Annotated in this window: 20 protein-coding genes and 1 tRNA gene; 18 read left to right on the forward strand and 3 right to left on the reverse strand. The window is 52.9% G+C overall.

Annotated features, from left to right (window positions below; genetic code table 11):
• Positions 1-127: 127 nt before the first annotated feature.
• The 11 genes from IQ22_RS14285 to IQ22_RS14335 all read left to right on the forward strand — a co-directional run bounded on the left by IQ22_RS14285 (position 128) and on the right by IQ22_RS14335 (position 11,963).
• The gene (locus tag IQ22_RS14285; protein WP_145143134.1) at positions 128-3,004 is read left to right on the forward strand and encodes a FimV/HubP family polar landmark protein; all 2,877 of its coding nucleotides are present in this window, start codon (positions 128-130) and stop codon (positions 3,002-3,004) included.
• A 2-nt stretch (positions 3,005-3,006) separates the two neighbouring features.
• Complete coding sequence (gene truA / locus IQ22_RS14290; RefSeq protein WP_145143136.1) at positions 3,007-3,864, forward strand: tRNA pseudouridine(38-40) synthase TruA; 858 nt, start codon at positions 3,007-3,009, stop codon at positions 3,862-3,864.
• 54 nt (positions 3,865-3,918) lie between these two features.
• Entirely contained in the window at positions 3,919-4,551 is a 633-nt protein-coding gene (locus IQ22_RS14295) for a phosphoribosylanthranilate isomerase (RefSeq protein WP_145143339.1), read from the forward strand.
• Between the two features lie 270 nt (positions 4,552-4,821).
• Positions 4,822-5,709 carry an acetyl-CoA carboxylase, carboxyltransferase subunit beta gene (gene accD / locus IQ22_RS14300; RefSeq protein WP_145143138.1) on the forward strand — a complete coding sequence of 296 codons (888 nt, stop codon included), beginning with the start codon at positions 4,822-4,824 and terminating at the stop codon, positions 5,707-5,709.
• On the forward strand, positions 5,709-6,995 hold the full coding sequence (folC, locus tag IQ22_RS14305; protein ID WP_145143140.1) for a bifunctional tetrahydrofolate synthase/dihydrofolate synthase: 1,287 nt from the start codon (positions 5,709-5,711) through the stop codon (positions 6,993-6,995). Before accD ends, folC begins: the two co-directional genes overlap by 1 nt.
• Before the next feature lie 3 nt (positions 6,996-6,998).
• Positions 6,999-7,598, forward strand: coding sequence for an SPOR domain-containing protein (locus IQ22_RS14310; protein ID WP_145143142.1), 600 nt, complete (start codon positions 6,999-7,001; stop codon positions 7,596-7,598).
• 55 nt (positions 7,599-7,653) lie between these two features.
• Complete coding sequence (locus tag IQ22_RS14315; RefSeq protein WP_145143144.1) at positions 7,654-8,196, forward strand: CvpA family protein; 543 nt, start codon at positions 7,654-7,656, stop codon at positions 8,194-8,196.
• A 54-nt stretch (positions 8,197-8,250) separates the two neighbouring features.
• Positions 8,251-9,756, forward strand: coding sequence for an amidophosphoribosyltransferase (purF, locus tag IQ22_RS14320; protein ID WP_145143146.1), 1,506 nt, complete (start codon positions 8,251-8,253; stop codon positions 9,754-9,756).
• Between the two features lie 10 nt (positions 9,757-9,766).
• On the forward strand, positions 9,767-10,978 hold the full coding sequence (locus IQ22_RS14325) for an O-succinylhomoserine sulfhydrylase (protein ID WP_145143148.1): 1,212 nt from the start codon (positions 9,767-9,769) through the stop codon (positions 10,976-10,978).
• Positions 10,979-10,992: 14 nt separating this feature from the next.
• Positions 10,993-11,745, forward strand: coding sequence for an SDR family oxidoreductase (locus IQ22_RS14330; RefSeq protein WP_145143341.1), 753 nt, complete (start codon positions 10,993-10,995; stop codon positions 11,743-11,745).
• Between the two features lie 141 nt (positions 11,746-11,886).
• Positions 11,887-11,963: transfer RNA gene (locus tag IQ22_RS14335), tRNA-Asp, on the forward strand.
• Positions 11,964-12,113: 150 nt separating this feature from the next.
• Here IQ22_RS14335 and IQ22_RS14340 read toward each other — a convergent pair.
• Together IQ22_RS14340 and IQ22_RS14345 are read right to left on the reverse strand one after the other, a co-directional pair.
• Complete coding sequence (locus IQ22_RS14340; protein WP_145143151.1) at positions 12,114-13,166, reverse strand: AraC family transcriptional regulator; 1,053 nt, start codon at positions 13,164-13,166, stop codon at positions 12,114-12,116.
• On the reverse strand, positions 13,163-14,152 hold the full coding sequence (locus IQ22_RS14345; RefSeq protein WP_145143153.1) for a carbon-nitrogen hydrolase family protein: 990 nt from the start codon (positions 14,150-14,152) through the stop codon (positions 13,163-13,165). The genes IQ22_RS14340 and IQ22_RS14345 overlap by 4 nt, the downstream gene beginning before the upstream one ends.
• 202 nt (positions 14,153-14,354) lie before the next feature.
• Between IQ22_RS14345 and IQ22_RS14350 the strand changes: the two genes are divergently transcribed.
• The 3 genes from IQ22_RS14350 to IQ22_RS14360 all read left to right on the forward strand — a co-directional run bounded on the left by IQ22_RS14350 (position 14,355) and on the right by IQ22_RS14360 (position 18,943).
• Positions 14,355-16,406, forward strand: a complete 2,052-nt coding sequence (locus IQ22_RS14350; RefSeq protein WP_167654173.1) for an NADPH-dependent 2,4-dienoyl-CoA reductase — start codon at positions 14,355-14,357, stop codon at positions 16,404-16,406.
• A gap of 271 nt (positions 16,407-16,677) precedes the next feature.
• Entirely contained in the window at positions 16,678-18,015 is a 1,338-nt protein-coding gene (locus IQ22_RS14355) for a chromosome partitioning protein ParA (protein ID WP_145143155.1), read from the forward strand.
• Between the two features lie 10 nt (positions 18,016-18,025).
• Positions 18,026-18,943, forward strand: coding sequence for a 1-aminocyclopropane-1-carboxylate deaminase/D-cysteine desulfhydrase (locus IQ22_RS14360; RefSeq protein ID WP_244309162.1), 918 nt, complete (start codon positions 18,026-18,028; stop codon positions 18,941-18,943).
• 15 nt (positions 18,944-18,958) lie between these two features.
• On the opposite strand, the gene IQ22_RS14365 is transcribed toward IQ22_RS14360, so the two are convergent.
• Positions 18,959-19,837, reverse strand: coding sequence for a DUF1853 family protein (locus IQ22_RS14365; RefSeq protein WP_145143160.1), 879 nt, complete (start codon positions 19,835-19,837; stop codon positions 18,959-18,961).
• A 106-nt stretch (positions 19,838-19,943) separates the two neighbouring features.
• On the opposite strand from IQ22_RS14365, the gene IQ22_RS14370 reads away from it, so the two are divergent.
• The 4 genes from IQ22_RS14370 (at position 19,944) to prmB (ending at position 23,757) form a co-directional block, all read left to right on the forward strand.
• Positions 19,944-20,828 carry an NAD(+) kinase gene (locus tag IQ22_RS14370; RefSeq protein WP_145143162.1) on the forward strand — a complete coding sequence of 295 codons (885 nt, stop codon included), beginning with the start codon at positions 19,944-19,946 and terminating at the stop codon, positions 20,826-20,828.
• Entirely contained in the window at positions 20,828-21,799 is a 972-nt protein-coding gene (locus IQ22_RS14375) for a metallophosphoesterase (protein ID WP_145143164.1), read from the forward strand. The genes IQ22_RS14370 and IQ22_RS14375 overlap by 1 nt, the downstream gene beginning before the upstream one ends.
• Positions 21,796-22,659 (forward strand): rhomboid family intramembrane serine protease, encoded by an 864-nt coding sequence (locus tag IQ22_RS14380; protein ID WP_145143165.1) that lies wholly within the window; start codon positions 21,796-21,798, stop codon positions 22,657-22,659. Before IQ22_RS14375 ends, IQ22_RS14380 begins: the two co-directional genes overlap by 4 nt.
• A 186-nt stretch (positions 22,660-22,845) precedes the next feature.
• Complete coding sequence (prmB, locus tag IQ22_RS14385; protein ID WP_145143168.1) at positions 22,846-23,757, forward strand: 50S ribosomal protein L3 N(5)-glutamine methyltransferase; 912 nt, start codon at positions 22,846-22,848, stop codon at positions 23,755-23,757.
• Positions 23,758-23,761 lie beyond the last annotated feature (4 nt).

Raw genomic sequence — 23,761 nt, forward strand, 5'->3', positions numbered from 1 at the left:
GTTAGGGCAAACTTATCAGTACATAAAATAGGCTGGCCGTACACAGTTCAAAAAAACGTCGTAGAAATGAGGCGAGACTGTGTGATGGTGAGTAATCTGCTGCCGACAGAAATCATAAGGGAAAACTATGGTTCGGGTTCGTAAATTAGTATTAGCAATCGCGGCGGCATCCGCATTTGCGTCAGGATCGACGTATGGCCTCGGCCTAGGTGAAATTCATCTAAATTCGGCATTGAATCAACCTTTCAATGCTACTGTCGATCTGACGGATGTCCGTGACCTGAGCGCGCAAGAACTACGACCGCTCCTGGCCTCACCTGATGATTTCAATAAGGCAGGTATTGACCGGAATTATTTTCTCACGGATTTAAAGTTTACGCCTGAAGTTCGTCCGGATGGACGAAGTGTCATTCGAATTACATCGTCCAAGCCGGTTCGTGAGCCTTATCTTAATTTCCTAATGGAGGTTACCTGGCCCAGCGGACGTGTACTTCGCGAATACACGGTTTTGCTGGATCCTCCTCTCTATACGCCGCAACGTGCTGCAGCCCCGGTCGCGCCCGTTACAGTTCCTTCGCCAATACCTCGCGCATCCCCGCGCTCGACTACAGCTCCAGCTGGCTCAGCGGGATCGCCTGCCATCATGGATGGCGAATACATGACCAGCCCTAAGGATACATTGTGGGAGGTCGCTGATCGGACACGCCCCAATGACAGCGTATCTGTTCATCAAATGATGTTGGCTATTCAGGATCGTAATCCGAACGCCTTCCTCAGCAACAATATCAATCTACTTAAGAGCGGTCAGGTACTGCGTTTGCCGAATGAGGAGCAGGTAAGAGTTCGCTCTCAGCAGCAGGCGTTGGAAGAGGTGGCTGCTCAAAATCGCGCTTGGCGCGGCGGACTTCGTAACGAAGGCGGGCAGACAACCACTCCTCCTCGACAATTGGATGCGACTAATCGTGCGCCTACAGAGCAGCCTTCTTCAGTAGTAGATGAGCATGACAATTTGCGTCTTTTATCTGGGCAGGCGGGGCAATCGGTTTCTGGAAGTGATCAAGGTAATACAGGCACTAACCAGGCGTTGGCCGATAAGTTGGCAATTACACAGGAAAGTTTGGACTCGACGCGTCGCGAAAATGAAGAACTGAAAAGCCGTATGGGTGATTTGCAAAGCCAGCTAGATAAATTGCAAAAGCTCATGCAGCTAAAAGATGCTCAGTTGGCCCGTCTGCAAGCCAATATGGCCAATCCGCCTGAAAGCCAAAATGCCCCAGGTGATACCCCTGCGACAGAAAATGCTCAGGTGCCGACTACTCCTGAGCCTTCTGCTGAGCAACCTGTGTCAGTTCCTCAGGCACCCGATGAAAATCCACCTCCTTCTGCTGAAGCTTCTGAGGAAGCAGCACCTGAGCCGGTGCCCAATGAAACATTGGTAGGTAATGAAGCGGCTGAAACAGAAATAACTCCCGCACCGTTGGAGTCGTCCGAAACACCTGAAACGCCGGTCTCTGCTCCTTCAGCCGTTCAGGTGACGCCACAGCCGGTAGCTCCTGCGGCGCCAGTTGCATCGCCTGTGGCCTCCGAAGAGCCCGAGCCAGCGGGTTTCCTGAACGATATTTTGAGCAATTCGCTATGGTTGGGCTTGATTGGTGGCAGTGCTTTATTGGCGTTGCTGGTTTTGCTGATGGTCAACTCCCGACGCAATGCCATGCGCGAGGCGGAGCGCGAGGCTGCACTTGAAGAAGAGCAGTCGGTGGGAGCCTTCCGAGTAGATCCGGACGTTCATGAACATAGCCTGGACGGACTGGATCTTGGCGATTTGTCCGACACCTCGTTTGATCAGGCTGCAGATGATAAGACTACCTCGGATGCATTGGGGCAGGCAGATATCTATATGGCCTATGGACGCTTTAATCAGGCGGCTGATGTATTGCAGAAGGCTAGCGATGAAGAGCCGCATCGTACTGATCTGCGTCTGAAGCTTATGGAAGTGTATGCGGAAATGGGTGATCGTGACGGTTTTGTCCGTCAGGAAAATGAGTTGCGTGAGATTGGCGGTTCTCAGTCTGAAGTGGAGCAGCTTAAGTCCCGTTACCCTGACATGGCTGCGGCGGCAGCTGCAACAGCACTCGGAGCGGCTGCCCTAGCTGCGGCGCATGAGGTAAGTGAGTCTGAGAAATCATCATTAGAGCAGGCGAGCCAAGAAAAGACGTCTGATGATGATTTTGACTTGAATTTCGATGATTTCGATTTCGACAAAGACGATGATAAGTCGATGGCGGTAAAGGAGCCTGGCTTTACTCTCGAAACGAGCAGCATTGATAGTCAGCCGGCGGCCTCACCAGAGGCACCTCTCGAAAATAATGATTTTGACTTCAGTCTGGATTTCAACGAGCCCTCCAAGGAAGAGCCGGTCGCGGATGCTTCGGCATTGAATGACGAATTTTCTCTGGATCTAGATGAGCCCTTATTAACTGATGATTCGGATAAAAACGTGCCAGACCAAGCACTTCATCAGCCTGAGGATGAATTCAATCTAGATTTTGGAAGAGATGCTTCTGCGGTGCAGCACGATCAGGACTTGTCTCATGACTTCGATCTTTCCTTGGATGAGTCTGAAACGCTTCCTGAGGAGCCCTCGTCATTAGAGACCTCTGTAGAGGAGGCTCCTCTAGTACAAGAAGATAGTTTCGAAGCGCAGCTTCAGCGGGCCAATGAAGACCTGACACGCCAGGGGGAGGCTGACGAGAATGTGCCCCAGGTGCAGGAAGAGTCTCGACAGGAGCCCTTTGGTGTCGTGGATACCAGTGAGAAGGGGCTGGATGATGACTTTGATTTCCTGTCAGGAGAGGACGAAACGGCCACTAAGCTGGATTTGGCTCGTGCTTACATCGATATGGGAGATGCTGACGGGGCTCGTGATATCCTCGACGAAGTTCTTTCGGAGGGTAGCGATGCTCAGCGCAATGAAGCGCGTGAGATGCTCGCTCAATTAAGTTAATTATGATTGATAGCGTTGTACCGGGGGCAGCCGATGAGGCTGCCCCCGATGTTTCCAGAATAGCGTTGGGTATCGAGTACATGGGCGCGCGCTACCGCGGATGGCAGCGTCAGCAGGAAGGCGTAGCCTCGGTGCAGGAAACGCTCGAAAAGGCACTCAGTCGAGTAGCCGCTCATCCTGTTACCGTTGCGTGTGCAGGACGGACGGATGCGGGGGTGCATGCTTGCGGTCAGGTCGTGCACTTCGATACATCAGTGGATCGTCCTCTCAAAGCCTGGGTATTAGGTGCCAATGCCAATTTGCCTAAAGACATAAGTGTCACTTGGGCGAAGCCTATGCCAGCTGCATTCAATGCGCGGTTTTCGGCCATAGCCCGCCGATATCGGTATGTCATCTACAATGACCCCATCCGACCGGCCCATTTGGCAGAGGAGGTAACCTGGAATCATCGCCCGTTAAATGTCGAGTTAATGCGTAGGGCTGCTTCTAAGCTTGTTGGGACGCATGACTTTACGTCCTTTCGGGCGCAGCAGTGTCAAGCGAAGTCACCTATTAAGACGGTACATCATATAGAGGTACAACCTTTTGGCCGTCTAATTATTCTGGATATCAGAGCTAATGCTTTCTTGCACCATATGGTTCGCAATATTGCTGGCGTACTGATGACTATCGGTGCAGGGGAGCGTCCGGTTGAGTGGGTGCTTGAAATCTTAGCCGCACGTGATCGAAAAGCGGGTGGAGTGACTGCCCATCCTTATGGGCTGTATCTCGTGAAGGTGGAGTATCCTGAAGAGTTCGACGTGCCCGAACGTTTTGTTGGGCCATTATTTCTCTCCGGTTTGCCCGATAAGGCCAGCTGACGCAATTTGCCACCTTCTGTTACCATCGCCGATTTGATTAAGGGTGTGAATGATTTGTCTGCCGTACGTGTGAAGATTTGCGGGATCACATGTGTTGAGGATGCTTTGGCAGCGGCCAAGGCTGGAGCAGATGCGATTGGCCTGGTATTTTATCAAAAAAGTCCTCGTGCCGTTTCTATCGTGCAAGCGCGCGCCATTCTGTCGGCGCTGCCGCCCTTCGTTACGACAGTTGGGCTGTTCGTAGATGCTTCGCGATGTGAAATTGATGAAACATTGGATGCGATCCCTCTGGATTTACTGCAGTTTCATGGAAGCGAGTCGCCTGCGGAGTGTGCTCGTTATCGGCGTCCTTACATGAAGGCCTTGCGCGTGAAACCAGGTGAAGACCTATTTGCACGTTGCTCGGAGTTTTCTGAAGCGTCCGGTATTCTGCTTGATACCTATGTGCAGGGAATCCCAGGGGGCACGGGGCAGGCTTTTGATTGGGCGCAAGTTCCTGAAGGTTTGCCTAAGCCAATTGTTCTGGCAGGTGGCTTGACGGTGAACAATGTAGCCGAAGCGATTGCTCAGGTGAGTCCTTATGCGGTGGATGTGAGTGGCGGTGTGGAGCTGGCCAAGGGCATTAAGGATCACACTAAGATGCATGCGTTTGTCGAGGCGGTAAGGCAGTGTCGTTTGCCCATGTGACGGTGGCGACGGCTGAGCCGTCTGTATACGGTAATTTACCCCGGGCTCCGGTCCGGTTGGTAGAACAATTGGCCTGCCCTATATAGCGGCAGGTTTAGTAGATGCGATACGGGTAGGGGTATCGCTGGGTGAGACGAGTGGAACGGTCATGTGGCGCGTTGGCATAGATAGCATGGCTGGAACCAAGTCCACTTACATTCATAATTCGCTCAGGGAATGTGTATCGGTGAAGCCTGGTACATATGAGCCCATGCACGTGGAGAGTAATGCATGAGCAATTGGCTGGTAGATAAACTGATTCCTTCGATCATGCGCTCAGAAGTCAAGCGCAGTTCCGTACCCGAGGGGCTTTGGCATAAATGCCCTTCATGCGAGTCGGTGCTTTACCGTCCCGAGCTGGAAAAAAATCTTGATGTCTGCCTTAAGTGCGGCCATCACATGCGCATCAATGCGCGTCGGCGTCTTGATATTTTTCTTGATGCGGACGGGCGTGAAGAGCTGGGAGTCGAGCTTGAGCCTGTAGATCGGCTCAAGTTTAGAGATAGCAAGAAGTACAAGGATCGCTTGACTGCTGCGCAAAAGGAAACAGGTGAAAAGGATGCCCTGATCGCCATGCGTGGAACTTTGCTAGGCATGCCTATTGCTGTGTGTGCTTTCGAATTTTCTTTCATGGGCGGTTCTATGGGGGCTGTCGTTGGGGAGCGCTTCGTTCGTGCTGCTAATGAAGCACTTGAGAAGCGTTGTCCTCTCGTCTGCTTTTCCGCTTCGGGTGGCGCTCGGATGCAAGAGGCATTGATCTCTCTGATGCAAATGGCTAAGACGTCTGCTGTCCTGGCGCGTCTGCGAGAGGAAGGAATTCCATTCATTTCGGTCCTGACTGACCCTGTGTATGGCGGAGTTTCGGCGAGTCTGGCCATGCTAGGTGACCTTATTGTCGCCGAGCCTAAGGCCTTGATCGGATTCGCAGGGCCTCGCGTTATTGAACAGACAGTGCGTGAAAAGCTGCCGGAAGGTTTTCAGCGTAGTGAGTTTTTGTTAGAGCATGGTGCTGTCGATATCATCATTCCGCGTGCAGAGCTAAGACCTCGCCTAGCCAAGCTGCTTGCCAGTCTTCAGAGCCTGCCTATGCCTATGCCTATGCCTAGCCCGGCGGCCTGATCATGAGTAGAACCCTGAGCGACTGGTTGAGTTATTTCGAACAGCTACATCCATCGGCTATCGAGATGGGGCTTGAACGTTCGCGTACGGTCTTCCAGTCGCTTGGTTTGGGGCGCCTGGCGCCTCGTGTTGTTACTGTGACTGGAACCAATGGCAAAGGCTCAACCTGCGCTTTTCTTGCTGAATTGCTCAGCGAGGCTGGTCTGCGGGTTGGGGTTTACAGCTCGCCTCATCTACTGCGTTATAACGAGCGTGTCGTCATCGAGGGCTGCGAAGTTGACGACGACACCTTGTGTGAGGCCTTCTCGGCAGTAGAAGCCGCTCGTGGTTCGGTTTCGCTGACTTACTTCGAGATGGGAACGCTGGCTGCATTCTGGTTGTTTGCCCGTGCTAGGCTCGATGCGGTAGTGCTTGAGGTTGGCTTGGGCGGAAGGTTAGATGCGGTTAATTTGGTTGATGCAGATATAGCTCTGGTAACCAGTATTGGCCTTGATCATGCTGAGTGGCTTGGCAATACGCGTGACAGCGTAGCTTTTGAAAAAGCAGGTATTTTTCGCGCCGAGCGGCCTGCAATTTGTGGAGACCTTGATCCTCCAGCCATCTTGAGTGAGCAAGCTCGTAAGCTGGGTACGCCTTTGCTTCGCCGCGGGGTCGAATTCGACCTGGCGCTTGACCAAGACTGCTGGCATTGGCGTGGAGTTTCGTCGAACGGTACAGCATTGACACTACAAAATTTACCATTGCTCCCGTTGCCTTTGGAAAACGCAGCCCTGGCGCTACAGGCGTTTGCGTCCTTGAACTTAGTATGGGTTCCTGAGCAGGTAATACAGGCGTTAGGTCGAACGCGTGTAGCCGGGCGGTTGGATCGTCGGCAGGTCCGCGTTGCTGGCAAAAATATACATTTGTTACTTGATGTCGGGCACAATCCGCATGCAGCTAGCTATCTGGCTCGTCGTCTAAAAGAGCGGCCGCTCGCAGGTCGTCGTTTGGCTGCCTTTGGACTGCTTTCCGATAAAGATCTTGAGGGGGTTGTGGCACCCTTGGTCGATACATTCGAGCAATGGGCTGTTGCAGCGTTGCCCACGCCTCGGAGCCGACAGCCTAGTGAACTAGCCGATGTTCTGCAACGCCATGGCGCACATGTCACTATTCGGTGTGACATGGCAGAGGCATTGAGGTGGCTAGTTAATCTTGCATCCGAGGATGACGAAATCGTAGTGTTTGGTTCGTTCTACAGTGTGGCAGAAGCCATGATCTGGCTAAAGGGCCAAACGCAAGAGGAGTAGGGTATGGATAGGGTGCTCAAACAACGTATCGTAGGTGCGGTCGTCTTGATCGCCTTAGCGATTGTCTTTGTTCCTATGTTGTTCACGCGCCAAGATGAAACGCGGAGTGTCGTAGTTGAGCCTACTCCGCAGCCGGTAGTGCCTGCGATGCCGGATGTAGAAGTGAAGCCGGTTGAAACCCCGGAAGTCATACCGGACAAGCCGGAAAATTCTACCGCTCTTCCTTCCACTCCGATTGCTGCCGTTCCGGAAGTTGCTACATCTACAGCGATGCCGTCCGCTACAACGCCTCCTCCAGCTCCGTCTGCTACTCCTGTGCCGTCAGTGCCTGCTCAGCCAGAGCAGCGTTTAGACAGCAATAATCTGCCGGTAAGTTGGTCTGTGCAATTGGCTAGTCTTTCAAACAAGACAAGGGCCAATGAGCTGCAGAACACTCTTAGGGCTCAGGGATATAATGCCTATGTTCGAAGTGTCGATGGTATGAACAGAGTGTTTGTCGGGCCTGTAGTTGATCGTCAGGAAGCGGACCGGCTGCGTGAGCAGTTAAATAAACAGCATAAGGTCAGTGGCTTTGTTGTACGCTTCCAGCCGGAGCGCGGTTAACCAAATGGAAAGGCTCTGCTAAAATGCAGGGCCTTTTTTAGTTGTGGGTCACACCGTGGGATTCACTTGGGTGGATTGGGCTATCATTGGAACTATTGCAGTATCCAGTCTGATCAGCCTAAAACGTGGTTTCGTCAAGGAAGCGCTCTCCTTATTAACGTGGATTGTGGCGGGCGCTATCGCATGGCTATTCGGCGGGGCGCTTTCTCAGCATCTTACTGGGATCATTCAGATTCCTTCGGCTCGCATTATTGCGGCTTGTGCCTTACTTTTCGTTGCAACGCTGATGGTAGGCGCTCTGGTCAACTTCCTTTTGAGTGAGTTGATTCGGGTAACCGGCCTTTCGGGTACCGATCGTTTTCTCGGTATGGCCTTTGGAGCTGCCCGTGGAGGGCTTCTTATTGTGGTGCTGGTAGGTTTGTTGAGCCTGGCACCGGTACAACAGGATCCCTGGTGGCAGCAATCCATTCTGTTGCCACATTTTCTTTTGGTGGCCGACTGGTCCAAGAATTTCATGCTTGGATTCGCAGGTCATTGGATGACCCAGGCGGCAGCAGTGCCGCAGAACCTGAGTGGTTTGGGTGATATCGCCAGATAACCGATGCGCTTAAGCATCCAATCGAACTAGTCTTAAACAGTGGGGTTTCGTCACATGTGTGGCATCGTTGGTATTGTGGGTAAGTCGAACGTCAACCAGGCGTTATATGACGCACTCACTGTCCTACAACATCGTGGTCAGGATGCGGCTGGCATCGTGACTAGTCAGGACGGCAAGCTCTACCTGCGCAAGGACAACGGACTGGTTCGGGATGTTTTCCAACAGCGGCATATGCAGCGGCTGGTAGGAAGCATGGGGATCGGCCATGTGCGCTATCCAACGGCAGGAAGCTCAACGTCTGCTGAAGCTCAGCCTTTTTATGTCAACTCGCCTTATGGTATTACCCTGGCTCACAACGGTAATTTGACTAATGTGGGGCAGTTGTCCCAAGAGATCTATGAGTCAGACCTGCGCCATGTAAATACCAATTCGGATTCGGAAGTATTGCTTAACGTATTGGCTCACGAACTGGCTGTACGCAATAAGCTCCAGCCGACCGAAGACGATATCTTTGCAGCTGTTTCTGCTGTACATGAGCGTTGCCGGGGCGGTTATGCAGTCGTCGCCATGATCACCGGCTATGGACTGGTTGGCTTCCGCGATCCTAATGCTATTCGGCCAATCGTATTTGGCCAACGCCACACCGATAACGGTGTCGAGTACATGATTGCCTCAGAAAGTGTTTCGCTGGACGTGCTGGGTTTTACTTTGATCCGTGATTTGGAACCAGGCGAGGCGGTCTATATCACTGAGGACGGTCGCTTATATACCCGTCAGTGCGCGAAGGCTCCTCAATATGCGCCCTGTATCTTTGAGCACGTTTATCTGGCGCGTCCCGACTCAATCATCGACGGCATTTCCGTATACAAGGCACGTCTGCGTATGGGTGAAAAGCTGGCGGACAAGATCATGCGGGAGAGGCCTGATCATGAAATCGATGTGGTAATTCCAATCCCGGATACCAGCCGGACGTCAGCGCTTGAGTTGGCCAATCATCTGGGCGTGAAGTTCCGTGAAGGTTTCGTCAAAAACCGCTATATCGGCCGGACTTTTATCATGCCAGGGCAGGCTGCGCGTAAAAAGTCGGTACGTCAGAAACTCAATGCCATCGAGCTGGAGTTCCGCGGCAAGAACGTCATGCTCGTGGATGACTCGATTGTGCGCGGTACGACTTGCAAGCAGATCATTCAGATGGCTCGCGAAGCTGGTGCAAAAAAAGTGTATTTCTGCTCGGCAGCTCCTGCCGTTCGTTATCCTAATGTGTACGGTATCGACATGCCGAGCGTTCATGAGTTGATTGCCCATGGACGGACGACAGAAGAAGTGGCAGAGCTGATCGGAGCCGACTGGTTGCTATATCAGGATCTAGGGGACCTGATTGATGCTGTCCGTGGTACTAAATCCGTTATTGAAAAGTTTGATTGCGCTGTGTTTGATGGGCAGTACATCACGGGAGACATCGATGAGGCCTATTTGAATCGGATCGAACAGGCACGCAATGATGCGGCAAAGGCCAAATCGCAGGCAGTAAATGCCATCATCGATCTGTACAACGACTGAGGAGCACTACATGAGTCATGACTGGGACGCAGGGCGGCTCGATAGCGATCTGGATGGTGTAGGATTCGATACCCTGGCCGTCCGCTCCGGCTATCATCGTTCGCCTGAAGGTGAGCATGGAGAAGCACTTTTTCTAACGTCAAGCTACGTTTTCAGAAGTGCGGCCGATGCGGCCAAGCGGTTTTCCGGAGAAGTACCGGGTAACGTTTATTCCCGCTATACCAATCCTACCGTACGTGCTTTCGAGGCGCGTATGGCTGCCTTGGAAGGTGCGGAACAGGCTGTTGCGACAGCCTCCGGTATGTCCGCCATTATGGCGACCATCATGAGCTTATGCAGCGCAGGCGACCATATTCTAGTATCACGTAGTGTTTTTGGCGCTACGGTCAGCTTGTTCGATAAGTACTTCAAACGTTTTGGCGTACAGGTCGACTACGTGACACTGGCTGATCTTGATGCGTGGCGTATAGCTTGTAAGCCCAATACCAAGCTGTTTTTCGTCGAATCGCCTTCGAATCCCTTGGCTGAGCTGGTCGACATCGCAGGGTTGGCCGACGTTGCTCATGCTGCCGGTGCGTTGCTCGTGGTTGATAACTGCTTCTGTACGCCGGCATTGCAACAGCCACTGGCCTTAGGGGCTGATGTCGTCGTGCATTCGGCTACGAAATATATTGATGGGCAAGGTCGCGGCCTTGGTGGTGTTGTAGCAGGCCGCAGTGAACATATGAAGGAAGTTGTCGGTTTTCTGCGGACGGCTGGACCTACCATGAGCCCCTTTAATGCTTGGCTGTTCATGAAGGGGCTGGAAACGTTGCGTTTGCGTGTTGAGGCCCATTGCGCTAGTGCACAAGCGATTGCCGAGTGGTTAGAAAATCAGCCGGCTGTGGAGAAGGTGTATTATGCCGGCTTGCACAGCCATCCTCAGCATGCACTAGCCGTGCGGCAGCAGAAGGGCTTTGGAGCTGTGGTCAGTTTTGAAGTGAAAGGCGGACAGGAAGGTGCCTGGCGCTTTATCGATGCGACCCGCATGATTTCCATTACGGCCAATCTGGGCGATACGAAAACTACTATTACTCATCCTGCCACAACTACTCATGGGCGATTGTCGCCTGAAGAGCGTGCCAAGGCTGGTATTCGCGACAGTCTTATCCGTGTGGCGATCGGCTTGGAGTCGGTTGAAGATATCAAGGCAGACTTGGCGAGAGGCATGGCAGCGTTGTGAGTGATCCGTATCAGATGCTAACGAGCAGTAAGGTTGCGCTTGTTACGGGAGCCGTTAGAGGAATCGGTCTAGGCATCACGGCTTGGCTGATTACCGAGGGTTGGCAAGTAATTCTGGCCGATCGTGATCGTGCTCGTGGCTCACGAGTTGCCGAGGCGTTGGGTGAGCGTGCCTGGTTTGTCGAGCTGGACGTTAGTAATGAGTCTCAGGTAGAGGCTGTAGTTGCTGAAGTGGTTGGTCAGTTTGGCCGTCTGGATTTACTGGTTAACAATGCTGGGCTATCCGATCCATACAACGAGCCGATTGAAAGATTGAGTCTGAAGCATTGGAACCAGATTCTGGCAGTCAATCTAACGGGGGCCATGTTAATGGCGAAACACTGTGCTCCGTACCTGCGCGTGAACCGCGGCGCCATTGTCAATATTGCCTCTACGCGAGCGCACCAGTCGGAGCCTTCAACTGAGGCTTATGTCGCCAGCAAAGGCGGTTTGGTGGCGCTCACACATGCCCTCGCGACCAGTCTAGGGCCTGATGTTCGTGTGAATGTGGTCAGCCCTGGCTGGATCGACTCCCGAGATCCTTGGGAGCAGGAGGTCGAACCTTTGGCTGAGCGTGATCATGCTCAGCATCTCGTCGGGCGTGTGGGGCTCGTTGAAGATGTAGCTGCGTTGGTGGCTTGGCTTGCTTCGGAGGATTCGGGGTTCGCGACGGGGCAGGAATTTACGCTTGATGGTGGCATGACACGAAAAATGATTTATCAGGACTAAAAAAATCCTTGACTGATCAATGGTGTATGCGCAAAATGCGCGCCATCCAAGAGGATGATTGTTACACGGTTAACACTGTAACTGGTGTTGATGAGTAATAAAAAGTCCTCTTGCATCTACGGGCGTAAGCCCGGCCGACGCGCAGCGGTAGTTCAGTCGGTTAGAATACCGGCCTGTCACGCCGGGGGTCGCGGGTTCGAGTCCCGTCCGCTGCGCCATTTTCCTTTCATGATTTACTCATAAGAGAAAGGCATCCTTATCAAGCTCAGGCTTGAATGACGAGGGTGATACTTTTATGGATGAGTATATTGAAGAACTCCTGGATTCTCTGGCTTACCAGCATGAAAAGAGCTGGTTGGAAAACGATCCTACAGAGTTATGATTTCGCCCTGGTTTCGCCAAGTACGTCGGAAAATTCCTGGTGACAGGTTCGTCCAGCGTTTGAATGCACGTTGAAAGGCGGCGGCGGATGAAAACCCGAGCACGTAAGAAATTTCGTTAAAGGTAAGATCCGTTTCGCGAACATAACTGATCGCCAGCTCTCGACGTGTCTCGTTTAGAATGTCTAAGTAGCGAGTTCCCTCCTCAGCCAATTTTCGGCGTAGTGTCCAGGCTGGCAGTTGTAGTCGTTTCGCTATATCTTCCAAAGAGGGTTCTCCATCCTTAAGCAACGGCCCCAGCAGGAAAACGACTCTTTCCCTAACGCTGTGTAGGCTTGTCGCTCGCTGCAGTTCGGTTTGACATAGTTCAAGTAGTTGATGCCAGGTAATGGGGTAATGGGGTGCGACTGCTTCATTCAATGTTGCAGCATTGAAGTGGACTGCGTTTCGACTGGCAGCAAACTCCACTGGACAGCCAAAGGTGGAGACATAGCGCTCAGCGCCATCCGGCATGGGGTATTCAATCGTTACCTTGGTCGGTTTGAGGGGGCGTCCTGCAATATGACTCAATTGAGTAACCCAGCCTGCTAAGACTTGATCTACCATAAAGCGATTAAAGTTGTTGTACGGGCTAATGGAATAAAAATTTAGCCAAGCGCCCCCACTTGCTTCTTCAAACTGTGAGTGCCCTCTATAGCTGCTGACGTATAAACGCTCATGATCGATTAGAAGGCGTGCCGCCTCTCTAATCGTTGGTGCTTGTAAGGCGGTTATTCCTACCAGACCAAGCTGAGCTGGATGGCTGAAACGGCCTATCTCCAGGCCAAAAGCTGGGTCTTTTGCACATTGAAGGGCTGCATGTCCTAAGCGCATGTAGCGAGGTATTGACAGTTGCGCCTGCGCCTTCGTCATGAACGTGGGGTCAAGTCCGAAGCGGAGCAACAGGGGGGCAGGGTCTATTTCTCTGGCTTGCAAGGCGGATATCAATGGTAAAACAAGGCCTACGGAAAGATCGCCTAAACGAATCCGAGACTTGTTCATAGCCAAACATTCAATAATTTTGCTCCTGTACCTGATGCTTTCAGTACTGGTTGCCCGTTGAGCTTGAGAGTGCTTTGGCCTGTAACTAGCAGTTCCCAGAACTTACCGTTCGGGAAAACCTGAAGCCCGACCTGCGCCTTGGTTAGCATGAGAGCGGTATCCAGGCTTTGCTGGCTCGTTTCATTGACAGATGGAATGATCAGAGCATCGATTGACAGGGAGGGGACGGCTTGCAAGGTATCGCTACCTAATATTAAACCTACCGTTCCTGCCCGGGTTGCTAGCGTTTCCGGTATGACGGGGGTGCTCTTGGCACCGTGTCTCCATCGTCGCTTGAGGAGCGTGCTCAAGGGGGCTCCGTCGGGGCCAAATGTCAGACTGGTGTTGTACAGGCGACCACTTCCGACGCGGAGCAGGCCATCCTGCAAGGAAGGAGAGGGAAGTATGATAGAGCCAGCTATTATGGTCACGTTGAATGTACGGGCGAGAGTACCGAACAAGACTTGATATGTACCAGCCATGTCCCAGGCTTTCATGCGCAACAATGCTTCATTGAAGCGGTTTTCACCGGCTGGAGAAGATAGCCAGGCACGGGTGAATTTAAGTGGGTTACCGAGCGCTAGCCAGTGGCGGGCTTCGTTGGAGTCACGGGCCGTATAGACGAGAGGTTTTTCACCTACTAATAAAAAGCCGGTCCCAATATGCTCTGGGAAGATCACTACGGTCTTGTCGTTGAGCAAACCTTCATCCTGGGCCCGCTTCAAGTAGCCTTCAAGTTTTAGGCGGAGGCGATCAGGCGTCTGGTAATCAAACGTGAACAGTTCAGGTTGAATGGCCAGCAGGTTTCCATGTCCCCGCGATTCCCCTACGTTCAGAGCAACCTCGCTACGCAGATCCGAGAGGTAATGGAAGGTAGGGCGCTGGGCTATCCAGCCGGCTACAGCTGCAAAGATACCGATCAGCACCAGAAACACAATCTTGCGCATCAAAACTCCGCCTGCGGTCAGGAGCGCGTGAAAGCGCCATGCATCCAGGATGCTGCCTGACTGAAAATTCGCTATCAGGGTAGGGAAATCATCCTCAAATGCCAAGTCGCCGCTGTACGGCAAGGTAAACAAGTTGTCATTTTGGGTGATTGAGCTGCATCTTGGGTGGGCTTATGGTCACGTTAACGTAGCCCTAGACGCTATGAACCTGGAGATTGCCGTGACCGCTATTCATTTTCTACATTTGCTTGAACCGCTTGATTTAGGCTTTACCCAGCTGCGTAACCGCACCTTGATGGGCTCTATGCATACGGGTCTAGAGGAGGGCAAAGACGGTTTTAGCCGCATGGCAGTCTATTTTTCCGAGCGAGCCCGTGGTGGGGTAGGGCTGATTGTAACGGGAGGGATTGCACCTAATGAGGAAGGCGCAGTGTATGCTGGAGCAGCTAAGCTGACCGATGAGCACGAGGCGGAAAAGCATCGTCGGGTTACGGCTGCCGTGCATGCAGAAGAGGGCAAGATCTGCTTGCAAATCCTGCACGCAGGAAGATACGCCTATACACCCAAATTGGTAGCACCCTCGTCCATCCGGGCGCCGATCAATCCTTTCATGCCAGCAGCCCTGGATAGCGCTGGTGTTGAAAAGCAAATTGCCGATTATGTCCAGTGTGCCCGTCTAGCCCAATGGGCCGGATATGACGGTGTTGAAATCATGGGTTCCGAAGGCTACCTGATCAATCAGTTCCTTGTTGCAAGGACTAATCATCGTAATGATCAATGGGGTGGGGACTATGCCAATCGCATCCGTTTCGCCGTTGAGATCGTTCGGCAAATTCGTGAGGCTGTAGGCGAGACGTTCATCATTATCTATAGATTGTCGATGTTGGATCTGGTTGAAGACGGTAGCAGTCTGGACGAGGTCATCTTACTGGCTCAGGCAATCGAGCGTGCTGGCGCGACGCTTATCAACACGGGCATTGGATGGCATGAGGCACGCATACCTACTATCGCTACGCGGGTTCCACGTGCGGCCTTTAGTACCGTGACGGCTCAGCTAAAGGGCAAGGTTGGTCTGCCCTTGATAGCTACCAACCGGATCAATATGCCCGAGGTGGCGGAGCGCATTCTGGCAGAGGGTCAGGCCGATATGGTCTCTATGGCGCGCCCCTTTCTGGCTGATCCCGAGTTCGTATTAAAAGTACAGACGGGGCGCCCTGACGAGATTAATACCTGTATTGCCTGTAACCAGGCGTGCTTAGATCATACCTTCGCTGGAAAACTTACAAGCTGCCTGGTAAATCCTCGCGCTTGTCATGAAACCGAACTGAATTATCTGCCAGCTTCTGTTCCCAAGCGTATTGCCGTGGTTGGAGCCGGGCCCGCAGGATTGGCGGCGGCTACTGTTGCAGCCCAACGTGGCCATACGGTTACCCTATATGAAGCTGCCGATGACATTGGTGGACAGTTCAATGTGGCAAAGCGCATTCCTGGCAAAGAAGAGTTCAAGGAAACCTTGCGTTATTTTCGCAAACGTCTCGAGACCACGGGTGTCCAGGTGCGTCTGGGGCATAGTGTAAGTGCAGCCGAGCTGATTGAGGGGTCGTTCGATACCATCGTTCTGGCGACGGGCGTCATACCTCGTATTCCTGCTATTCCAGGGGTCGAGCATAAGCGAGTAGTGGGTTATCTCGATGTTCTGTTAGGCCGCAAGCCTGTGGGTCAAAAAGTAGCCGTTATTGGTGCCGGAGGGATCGGTTTCGACGTATGTGAGTTTATTACTCATGTTAACGATGGCAGTACTCAAGATCCTGCAGTGTTCTGGCGCGAATGGGGAGTTGATCCTGCATTCGCGGCGCGAGGCGGGCTAGCTGCCATGGGACCTGTAAAGCAGCCGATAGAGCGTGAAGTCTACTTATTGCAGCGTAAAGCTTCCAAGGTAGGGGCTGGGTTAGGCAAAACCACAGGTTGGATTCACCGGGCCAGCCTTCAGCATCGCCAAGTCAAAATGCTTAACGCCGTGGAGTATGAAAAAATCGATGATGCTGGTCTGCATATCCGTCTAGCTGGTGAGTTACAGGTACTGGCTGTCGATACGATCATTCTTTGTGCCGGCCAGGAGCCGCGCCGTGAACTGTACGAGGCGCTGAGCGGCGCCGAGCAGTCGGTACATCTAATTGGTGGCGCTGATATTGCTGCTGAGTTGGATGCGAAGCGTGCAATCAATCAGGGCGCTCGTCTGGCTGCCATGCTATGACTCATGCAGACCGTTTGAGAGGTTCAGAATGACGACCCGGCTTGATGCAATAAGAGGCCAGGATGCATGTTCGTACCGTTTGTATGTCCTAGCTGATGAGCCGGTCACATTGTTGCACTAGTGTTTTGCGAGGGACACCCTAGACTGTAGGGACGCGTTTAGGGTTGTGCTTTGTTCAGCCTTTGACTTGCCTTTAGTGAAGTTTGGTCATATGTACCCTCCTCGGAGCGATGATCAGCGAAGCACTTTCCAATGGGTCGAGGATTGCCCCATGAGTACTGTCTACAAATCGCAAAAAATCGAAGTCGTAGCATTTTTTGACGAGAAGGAAATCGTCAAGGAAATGTTTTTCCATGAATTCGAAGCTCTGCTTGATGGCGTGTTTACTCTGCCCTCATTCTCGGGGAAGCGAGTACGTCTGGCCTACGCCGTGATCGACTCTCAGTTGTGTATCCGGGCGGCTGTATTCTTCTATCTCGAATTCAGCCGTAGCGGTGCGCCTGATCCGCAGTGGAACATCCCGCTTAGGGATCTGGCCGAACGGGCGGGGCGCGGCCCTGATTTAGGGGCTGGACCGATTCGTCTGGCCTGCCGGAGTCAATGTCCGGTGCCATGGCATCAGCCCGGCTTATGGGATCCGATACTGCAGGCTGGGCATAACGACTTATTTCTGTTGCGTGAGTGTACGAGACGCAACCAGTTGGGTTTGCCTGTGGTTGCGCCTGTAGTTAAAGAGGTCAAGACCGAGCATTTAAACCTAGCCAATGAACACCATTGGTATGTTCATGAGGCTGAGCCAGCAAAGTCTCCATTCGACTCGACAGTGCTTGAGCGAGAGCATCAGGCTAAAATGGAGCATCTGGTACGTCAGCAGCGGCTCCGTATTCTGGCCCTGACGCGCAAGCACGAAGGGGAATTGCGACAACTCCAGCAGGAAAACGATGCTTTGAAAGCCGCACTTGCTGAAGAGCAACGGTATCATGCAGAACTGGCGGAGCAGCTTGCACAGCAAGCGGCCCAATATCGTTCGAACCGCCATGAGTTAACACAGCAACTGCGTGCGCTGGAAAAAAATGCAGAGTACAAAGTTGAGGCCTTGAAGATTCAGTTCGAAGCCGAGCAGCAGGCGCGGATAGAAGCGGCTGTGGCTGATTACAAAGAACAACTGGCCATTCGCGAAGTAGAACTCTCCTATCGGGAGGAACTCGATACTCAGCTTGAAGAGGAACTCGCTCAACTTAAAGCCCGATGCACCACGTTAGAGGCCAACGCAGGAAAAGCGCTGATTGATAAGATGTCCAGCCGAGGTGTGGTTTTTGTCACCTATCAACCGGGTGCAGGACATATGACGTTAGCCAGCGACGCCGTCTTACGTTTTGTCGAACACCCCACGTCCTATATCGCGGCACAATGTCAGCTTTCTGAAGACCAGTACGAGTGTTGGCTTAGTCACTACAAGCGGCCTGTTTGTCAGGGTGTGTCAATCGGTGGCAAATTGTGCAGCGCTCCTATCCCTCGGGTGGAGTCCCCTCAGCACTTCGTTGCTGGCGAGTCCGATTGTTGCGAGCGGCACCAGGTGTCTCTTTTATTAAAGAATCAGGCGGGTTGACTTACTGCACTTGGAATATCCACTGCTCCAATCCATCGAAACGACTTGGTTAAACGAAGCTGGCGTAAAACTGGCTTTATTGCGTCTCGATAGCATCGATTCGCAGGTGTCTGGCAACAAGGCTTACAAGCTTGCAGGATATCTGGAGCAAGTCCGGAATAGCTGTGCAACAGGTTTAATCAGCCTGGGTGGAGCGCATTCTAATCATTTGCATGCACTCGCGGCGGTAGGCTATCGGTTAGGCCTTTCGACGGTTGGTCTGCTGCGGGGTGAAGCCCAGCTAACGCCTACTGTTCAGGATCTTACTCGTTGGGGGATGCAACTACACTGGCTTGGTTATGGGGGGTATCGCGCCCGCCATCACTCTAGCTTTTGGAATGAGTGGCTGTCTCACTACCCAGATCATATTCCGGTTCCTGAAGGAGGAAGCGGATGGCGGGGAGCTAAAGGCTGTATCTCTCTAATCGAGACTCTTCAGCAGCAGTTATCTTCGCTCGGGTGGGACGATTACGATGCGCTTTGGGTGGCGGTAGGCACGGGAACGACACTGGCCGGCTTAGTTGTAGGTGAACAAGGCCGGCATCCTGTTACTGGTGCCTTGGCTGTCCCTCTCGATCATGGCGCTCAGGTGTCTATTTCTCGTTGCCTGGAGGAAAGCGGGGTGGTTGATGCCGGGTATAAGCTGCTCGACGCCAGCCGTGGCGGTTTTGCGCGCCTCGATGTGGCCCTGGCTCGGTTCTTGACAACCTTCGAGGCGGAAACCGGCGTTCCGTTGGAACCTCTTTACACCGGCAAGATGCTTTTGGCACTTCAGGAAACAATCGAGGCGGGGCATATTTCTGCCGGGCAGCGAATCATTGCTGTGCATACTGGAGGCTTGCAAGGGCGGCGTGCCTTGGCTGCTCGCATTCACCAACTTGCACAGTGATTATCGGGGCTAGTGTTAATGATCAGGCCAACTATCCGGCACGATGAAAGCCCGGTGGGATTCTCTACCATAATCGTCGAGTTGCACGATTAGTTGAGGCCATATCGACGTGCCGCTGACGTCATATAACTCGCTTATTTCATAAGAAGTAGCTGGTGCAAGCCAGCGCTGCTTTGGCAGTTTCCACCAACATCCAGATAGCTGATTACGAGCACACATCTGCGAATACCATGCTCCCCGTAGATGTGCCGGATTGACATCCTGGGGTGCCTGCATGGATTCGTCTATTGGATAGAATAAATAGCCACTCATCCAGAGCCAGGCACGAACAGGCGCTTCGCTGTAGCAAGTCAGTAATGCCTGTGCCTCCGTAGTCGTAGATAGCGGCAGTTGTTTGGTGATCAGGTGAGAGCGTTTTATGTCCAGGCGGTCTCTAGCGCCGGGACCTAGCCAAACAGGTTGTTCTGTAGAGCCTGTGGCTAGATAGTACTTTACGGCTATTTCCAGGTGATGAATGCCGTCCTGGTCCTGGACAAGGAGGTCAAGCTCGCCCAAGGTGTGGCCTTCAACACGAATCGGGATATTGGCGCCTAGAAGTGAAACGCCTGGTGCCTGGGTCAAAGCAAACTGCCAAAGCTGTTCGTAATGCCGACCCAAGCGGCGATCATTTCCTTGAGTAAGCCAATATTCTAGAACAGCGGGGTCACGATCAAGGCTGCATAGCCAGTCGGCTATTTTCCAAGGTTTTGCTGTCCAATCACTTGCAGCCAGTGGATGTCGTTGGCAGGAGAGATCCAACAGGGGAGGTGAAGTTAATACCCAGGCCAGATCACGTACGGCTGGCGTACGGAGCATAGAGGGTAAATCAGCTATAGAAGCAAAAGGGTTCGGCATGGGCCCAGCATACTCCGGGTTAAGTCTGTTCGTGCGGTTTGCTGCTCATCCAGGCTTTCGCCCATAATCCTTCGATACATCCGCCATAGAAGGGCCACGGCCAGGTATGGATTCTTTTCACACTATCGGCATCATTGGCCGTTTGGGCAGCACTCAGGTGCTGGATACGATCCGTCGGCTGAAAGCGTTTTTGCTGGAACGGCGGCTACATGTCATCTTAGAAGACATCATTGCTGAAGTCCTTCCTGGGCATGGTTTGGAGACCTGTTCGCGTAAGACCATGGGCGATCTGTGCGATCTGGTGATCGTGGTCGGAGGTGATGGTAGCCTGTTAGGAGCTGCTCGAGCTCTGGCTCGCCCCCGGGTCCCTGTGTTGGGCATTAACCGAGGCAACCTGGGCTTTCTGACCGATATCCGTCCCGATGAGCTGGAGACCAAGGTTGCCGAGGTACTGGACGGGCAATATATCGTCGAGACCCGGTTCCTGCTGGATGCTTTCGTGACCCGTGAAGGTGAAATGATTGGCAAGGCGGATGCGCTCAACGATGTGGTGCTACATCCAGGTAAGTCGACCCGCATGATCGAATTCGCCTTGCACATTGATGGTAAGTTTGTTTGTACCCAAAAGGCCGATGGGCTTATCGTCGCGACACCAACCGGTTCGACAGCCTATTCGTTATCGGCCGGCGGCCCGATTATGCATCCGAAGCTGGATGCTATTGTAGTAGTCCCGATGTATCCCCATACCTTGTCCAGTCGACCAATCGTAGTAAGCGGCGATAGCGAATTGAAAGTTGTCGTGTCGCCGAACATGACGATTTATCCGCAGGTCTCATGTGATGGACAGAATCATCTTAATTGTGCGCCTGGTGACGTCGTAACTATCCAGAAAAAGCCACACAAATTGCGGCTCATCCACCCTCTGGATCATAACTATTACGAAATCTGCCGGACAAAGCTCGGCTGGAGCAGCCGTTTGGGGAGTGATTGATGCTTGACCCTGATCGTGGCTACGACCTGATTGGCGATATACACGGCTGCGCTCATGTATTGGAACGTCTGTTGGATCAAATGGGATACCGTCGGCATAACGGAGTGTGGAGACATCCACAGCGGATGGCTTTGTTTCTAGGTGATCTTATTGACCGGGGGCCGCATATTCGCGAGTCGCTGCATTGCGTCCACGCTATGGTCGAACAGGGCCAGGCGCTGTGCCTGATGGGCAACCATGAGTTTAATGCGTTGGGGTGGCATATGCCTGCACCGCCTGGTGCCCGAAAGTCATTCGTACGTGAGCATACGGCACGTTATCAGCAGGTGATCGAGACGACACTGGCGCAGTTTGAGTCTTACCCTGATGAATGGAAGGCCTTTCTTGGCTGGTTGCAGGAGTTGCCGCTTTTTATTGACGCAGGCCGCTTTCGGCTTGTTCATGCCTGCTGGGATGCTGCCTTGATAGAAGTTATTCGCGAGCACTATCCAGAAGGACGTGTCGATGCTGCATTCATTGAGCAGTCCGCTTTTGCAGGTAGCCTAGCCAACCGGGCCTGCTCGCGTCTGCTTAATGGTGTGTCTTTGTCCTTGCCTCACGGTATGGCCCTAACCGGACAGGATGGGTTTACCCGAACCAAATTCCGAACGAAGTTTTGGGAAGAAAATCCAGAGACCTATGGGGATATCGTGTTCCAACCGGATGGTTTGCCTGATGAGGTGGCTTGTGAGCGGTTAAGCGACGACGAAAAGGCGAGACTCTTATGTTACGGTGTCGATGAGCCTTTACTATTTGTTGGTCATTATTGGCGTACCGGTTATCCCGCACCTATCCGGCCTAATTTGGCCTGCCTGGATTACAGCGCTGTTAATGAAGGCAAGCTGGTCGCATACCGGCTGGATGACGAGACCCGGCTCGATCCGCAAAAGTTTGTCTGGGTCGATGTGCTGCCGTCAGGAGGTGTGGCATGAGCGCACAACCTGTCTTACGCGTGGGCCTGGATGTCAACCTGCTCGGCTTCACGCAGTTGCTACGGCGCCTGCGTATTCCACATCGGGTAACTGAAGAACGTGATGCTCAGGTCCTTTGGGTATTGGATACACGCCTGGCCAATGAAGTTAAAGAGCTTTATTCCCGTTATCCGCAAGGTGACCAGACGGGAGAAGTTCAGGTAATTGAAACGAAGCGAACTTCAACAGGGTTAGGCGCTCAGCTTCGTGCAAGCCCTATGACAGCTTTGATTCTGAGCCTGACGCTGATAGCAGCGGCTGTCACGCTGCTGGGTGAGCGTTTCGAGACTGTACGCTGGCTGACCTTTCTAGATTTTCGTCTGTATGACAGCTATATCGAGTTCCAGCCATTATCTGCCGCGCTCGATGCTGGAGAGTGGTGGCGCCTAGTTTCTCCCATGTTCTTGCATTTTGGTATTTTGCATCTGGCAATGAACTCGCTGTGGTATTGGGAGCTTGGGCGCCGGATTGAGCGTCGTCAGGGCAGCATACTGCTCCTGATTCTGACCCTGGTCTTTTCGCTCACGGCGAACCTTGTGCAATACGGGTGGAGCGGACCGGCTTTATTTGGCGGGCTGTCAGGTGTTCTTTATGGACTTTTAGGCCACTGCTGGTTGTTTCAGATGATCGCCCCTAACCTAGCGTATCAAATGCCCAAAGGGGTAGTCGTCATGATGTTGGCTTGGTTGGCGATTTGCTTGACGGGCGTCATTGACGTGCTGGGGTTCGGCGCTATTGCTAATGGTGCCCATGTTGGCGGGCTTGTCGTTGGATGTATAACAGGGCTGGTAGGCGGCATGATAGCTCGCTTTCGCGCCTGATTATCAGTGCTTTAGAGTAAGACGTCAGGTTAGGGGAATGGCCTGGCGCACTTACGTGTCACCCAGCCGCATAATCAAGCGCGCCCTAAGTCATTTGTTCTAGTCATAAAGCGGGTAAGTCTCGACGTTGCATTTCGAATGGTAACGCACACGGCTACACTATGCGGCTGAGCTAAGGAGCCTTCGATGACCGAATCCCGTTTGCGTACACTTCGCGACTACATCCGCTGGGCCGTGAGCCGCTTTCATGCCGAAGGGCTCTATTTTGGGCATGGGGCCGATAATGCCTGGGATGAGGCTCGTCATTTGATACTAGGTGCCTTGCACCTGCCATGGGAGACGGCAGATGCTTACCTGGATTGTCATTTGGAAGATGATGAGCGTTACACATTAAATGTAATCCTGCATCGACGTATTGCTGAGCGAATTCCAACCGCCTATCTACTGGGAGAGGCTTGGTTTTGCGGCTTGCCGTTCGTGGTCGATGAGCGTGTGTTAGTGCCGCGCTCGCCCATCGCTGAGCTAATCAATGCCCGTTTCGTCCCTTGGTTACCTGAAGCGCCCCGTCGTATTCTGGATTTGTGTACAGGGTCTGGATGCATTGGAATTGCTTGCGCCTATGCCTTTCCTGAAGCCGAGGTCGCCTTGGCTGATCTCTCCTTTGATGCGCTGGAAGTCGCTTGGCAGAATATCGAGCGGCATGAACTTGAGGATCGCGTCTATACGGTTCAAGGTGATGGCTTCTCAGGGTTACCTGGCCAACGTTTCGATTTGATCGTTTCAAATCCGCCTTATGTGGATGCAGAAGACTTTGCCGATATGCCTGCTGAATACCACCATGAGCCCGAAATGGGGCTGGCCTGTGGTGAGGATGGACTTGATCTAGTGCGGCGCATGCTGGCCGAGGCGGCTGACCACCTGAATGAAAAGGGTATTTTGATTGTTGAAGTCGGTAACAGCCAAGTTCACGTCGAGGCGCTTTACCCGGAAGTGGATTTTACCTGGCTCGATTTCGAGCGCGGCGGCCATGGCGTATTTCTTTTATCGGCCGAACAGTGCCGCCAGCATCAGGCATTGTTTGCCGAACGTGTGAAGTAGGGCG

Origin of the sequence: Pseudomonas duriflava, from assembly GCF_007830155.1 — a bacterium.
GTDB lineage: Bacteria > Pseudomonadota > Gammaproteobacteria > Pseudomonadales > Pseudomonadaceae > Chryseomonas > Chryseomonas duriflava.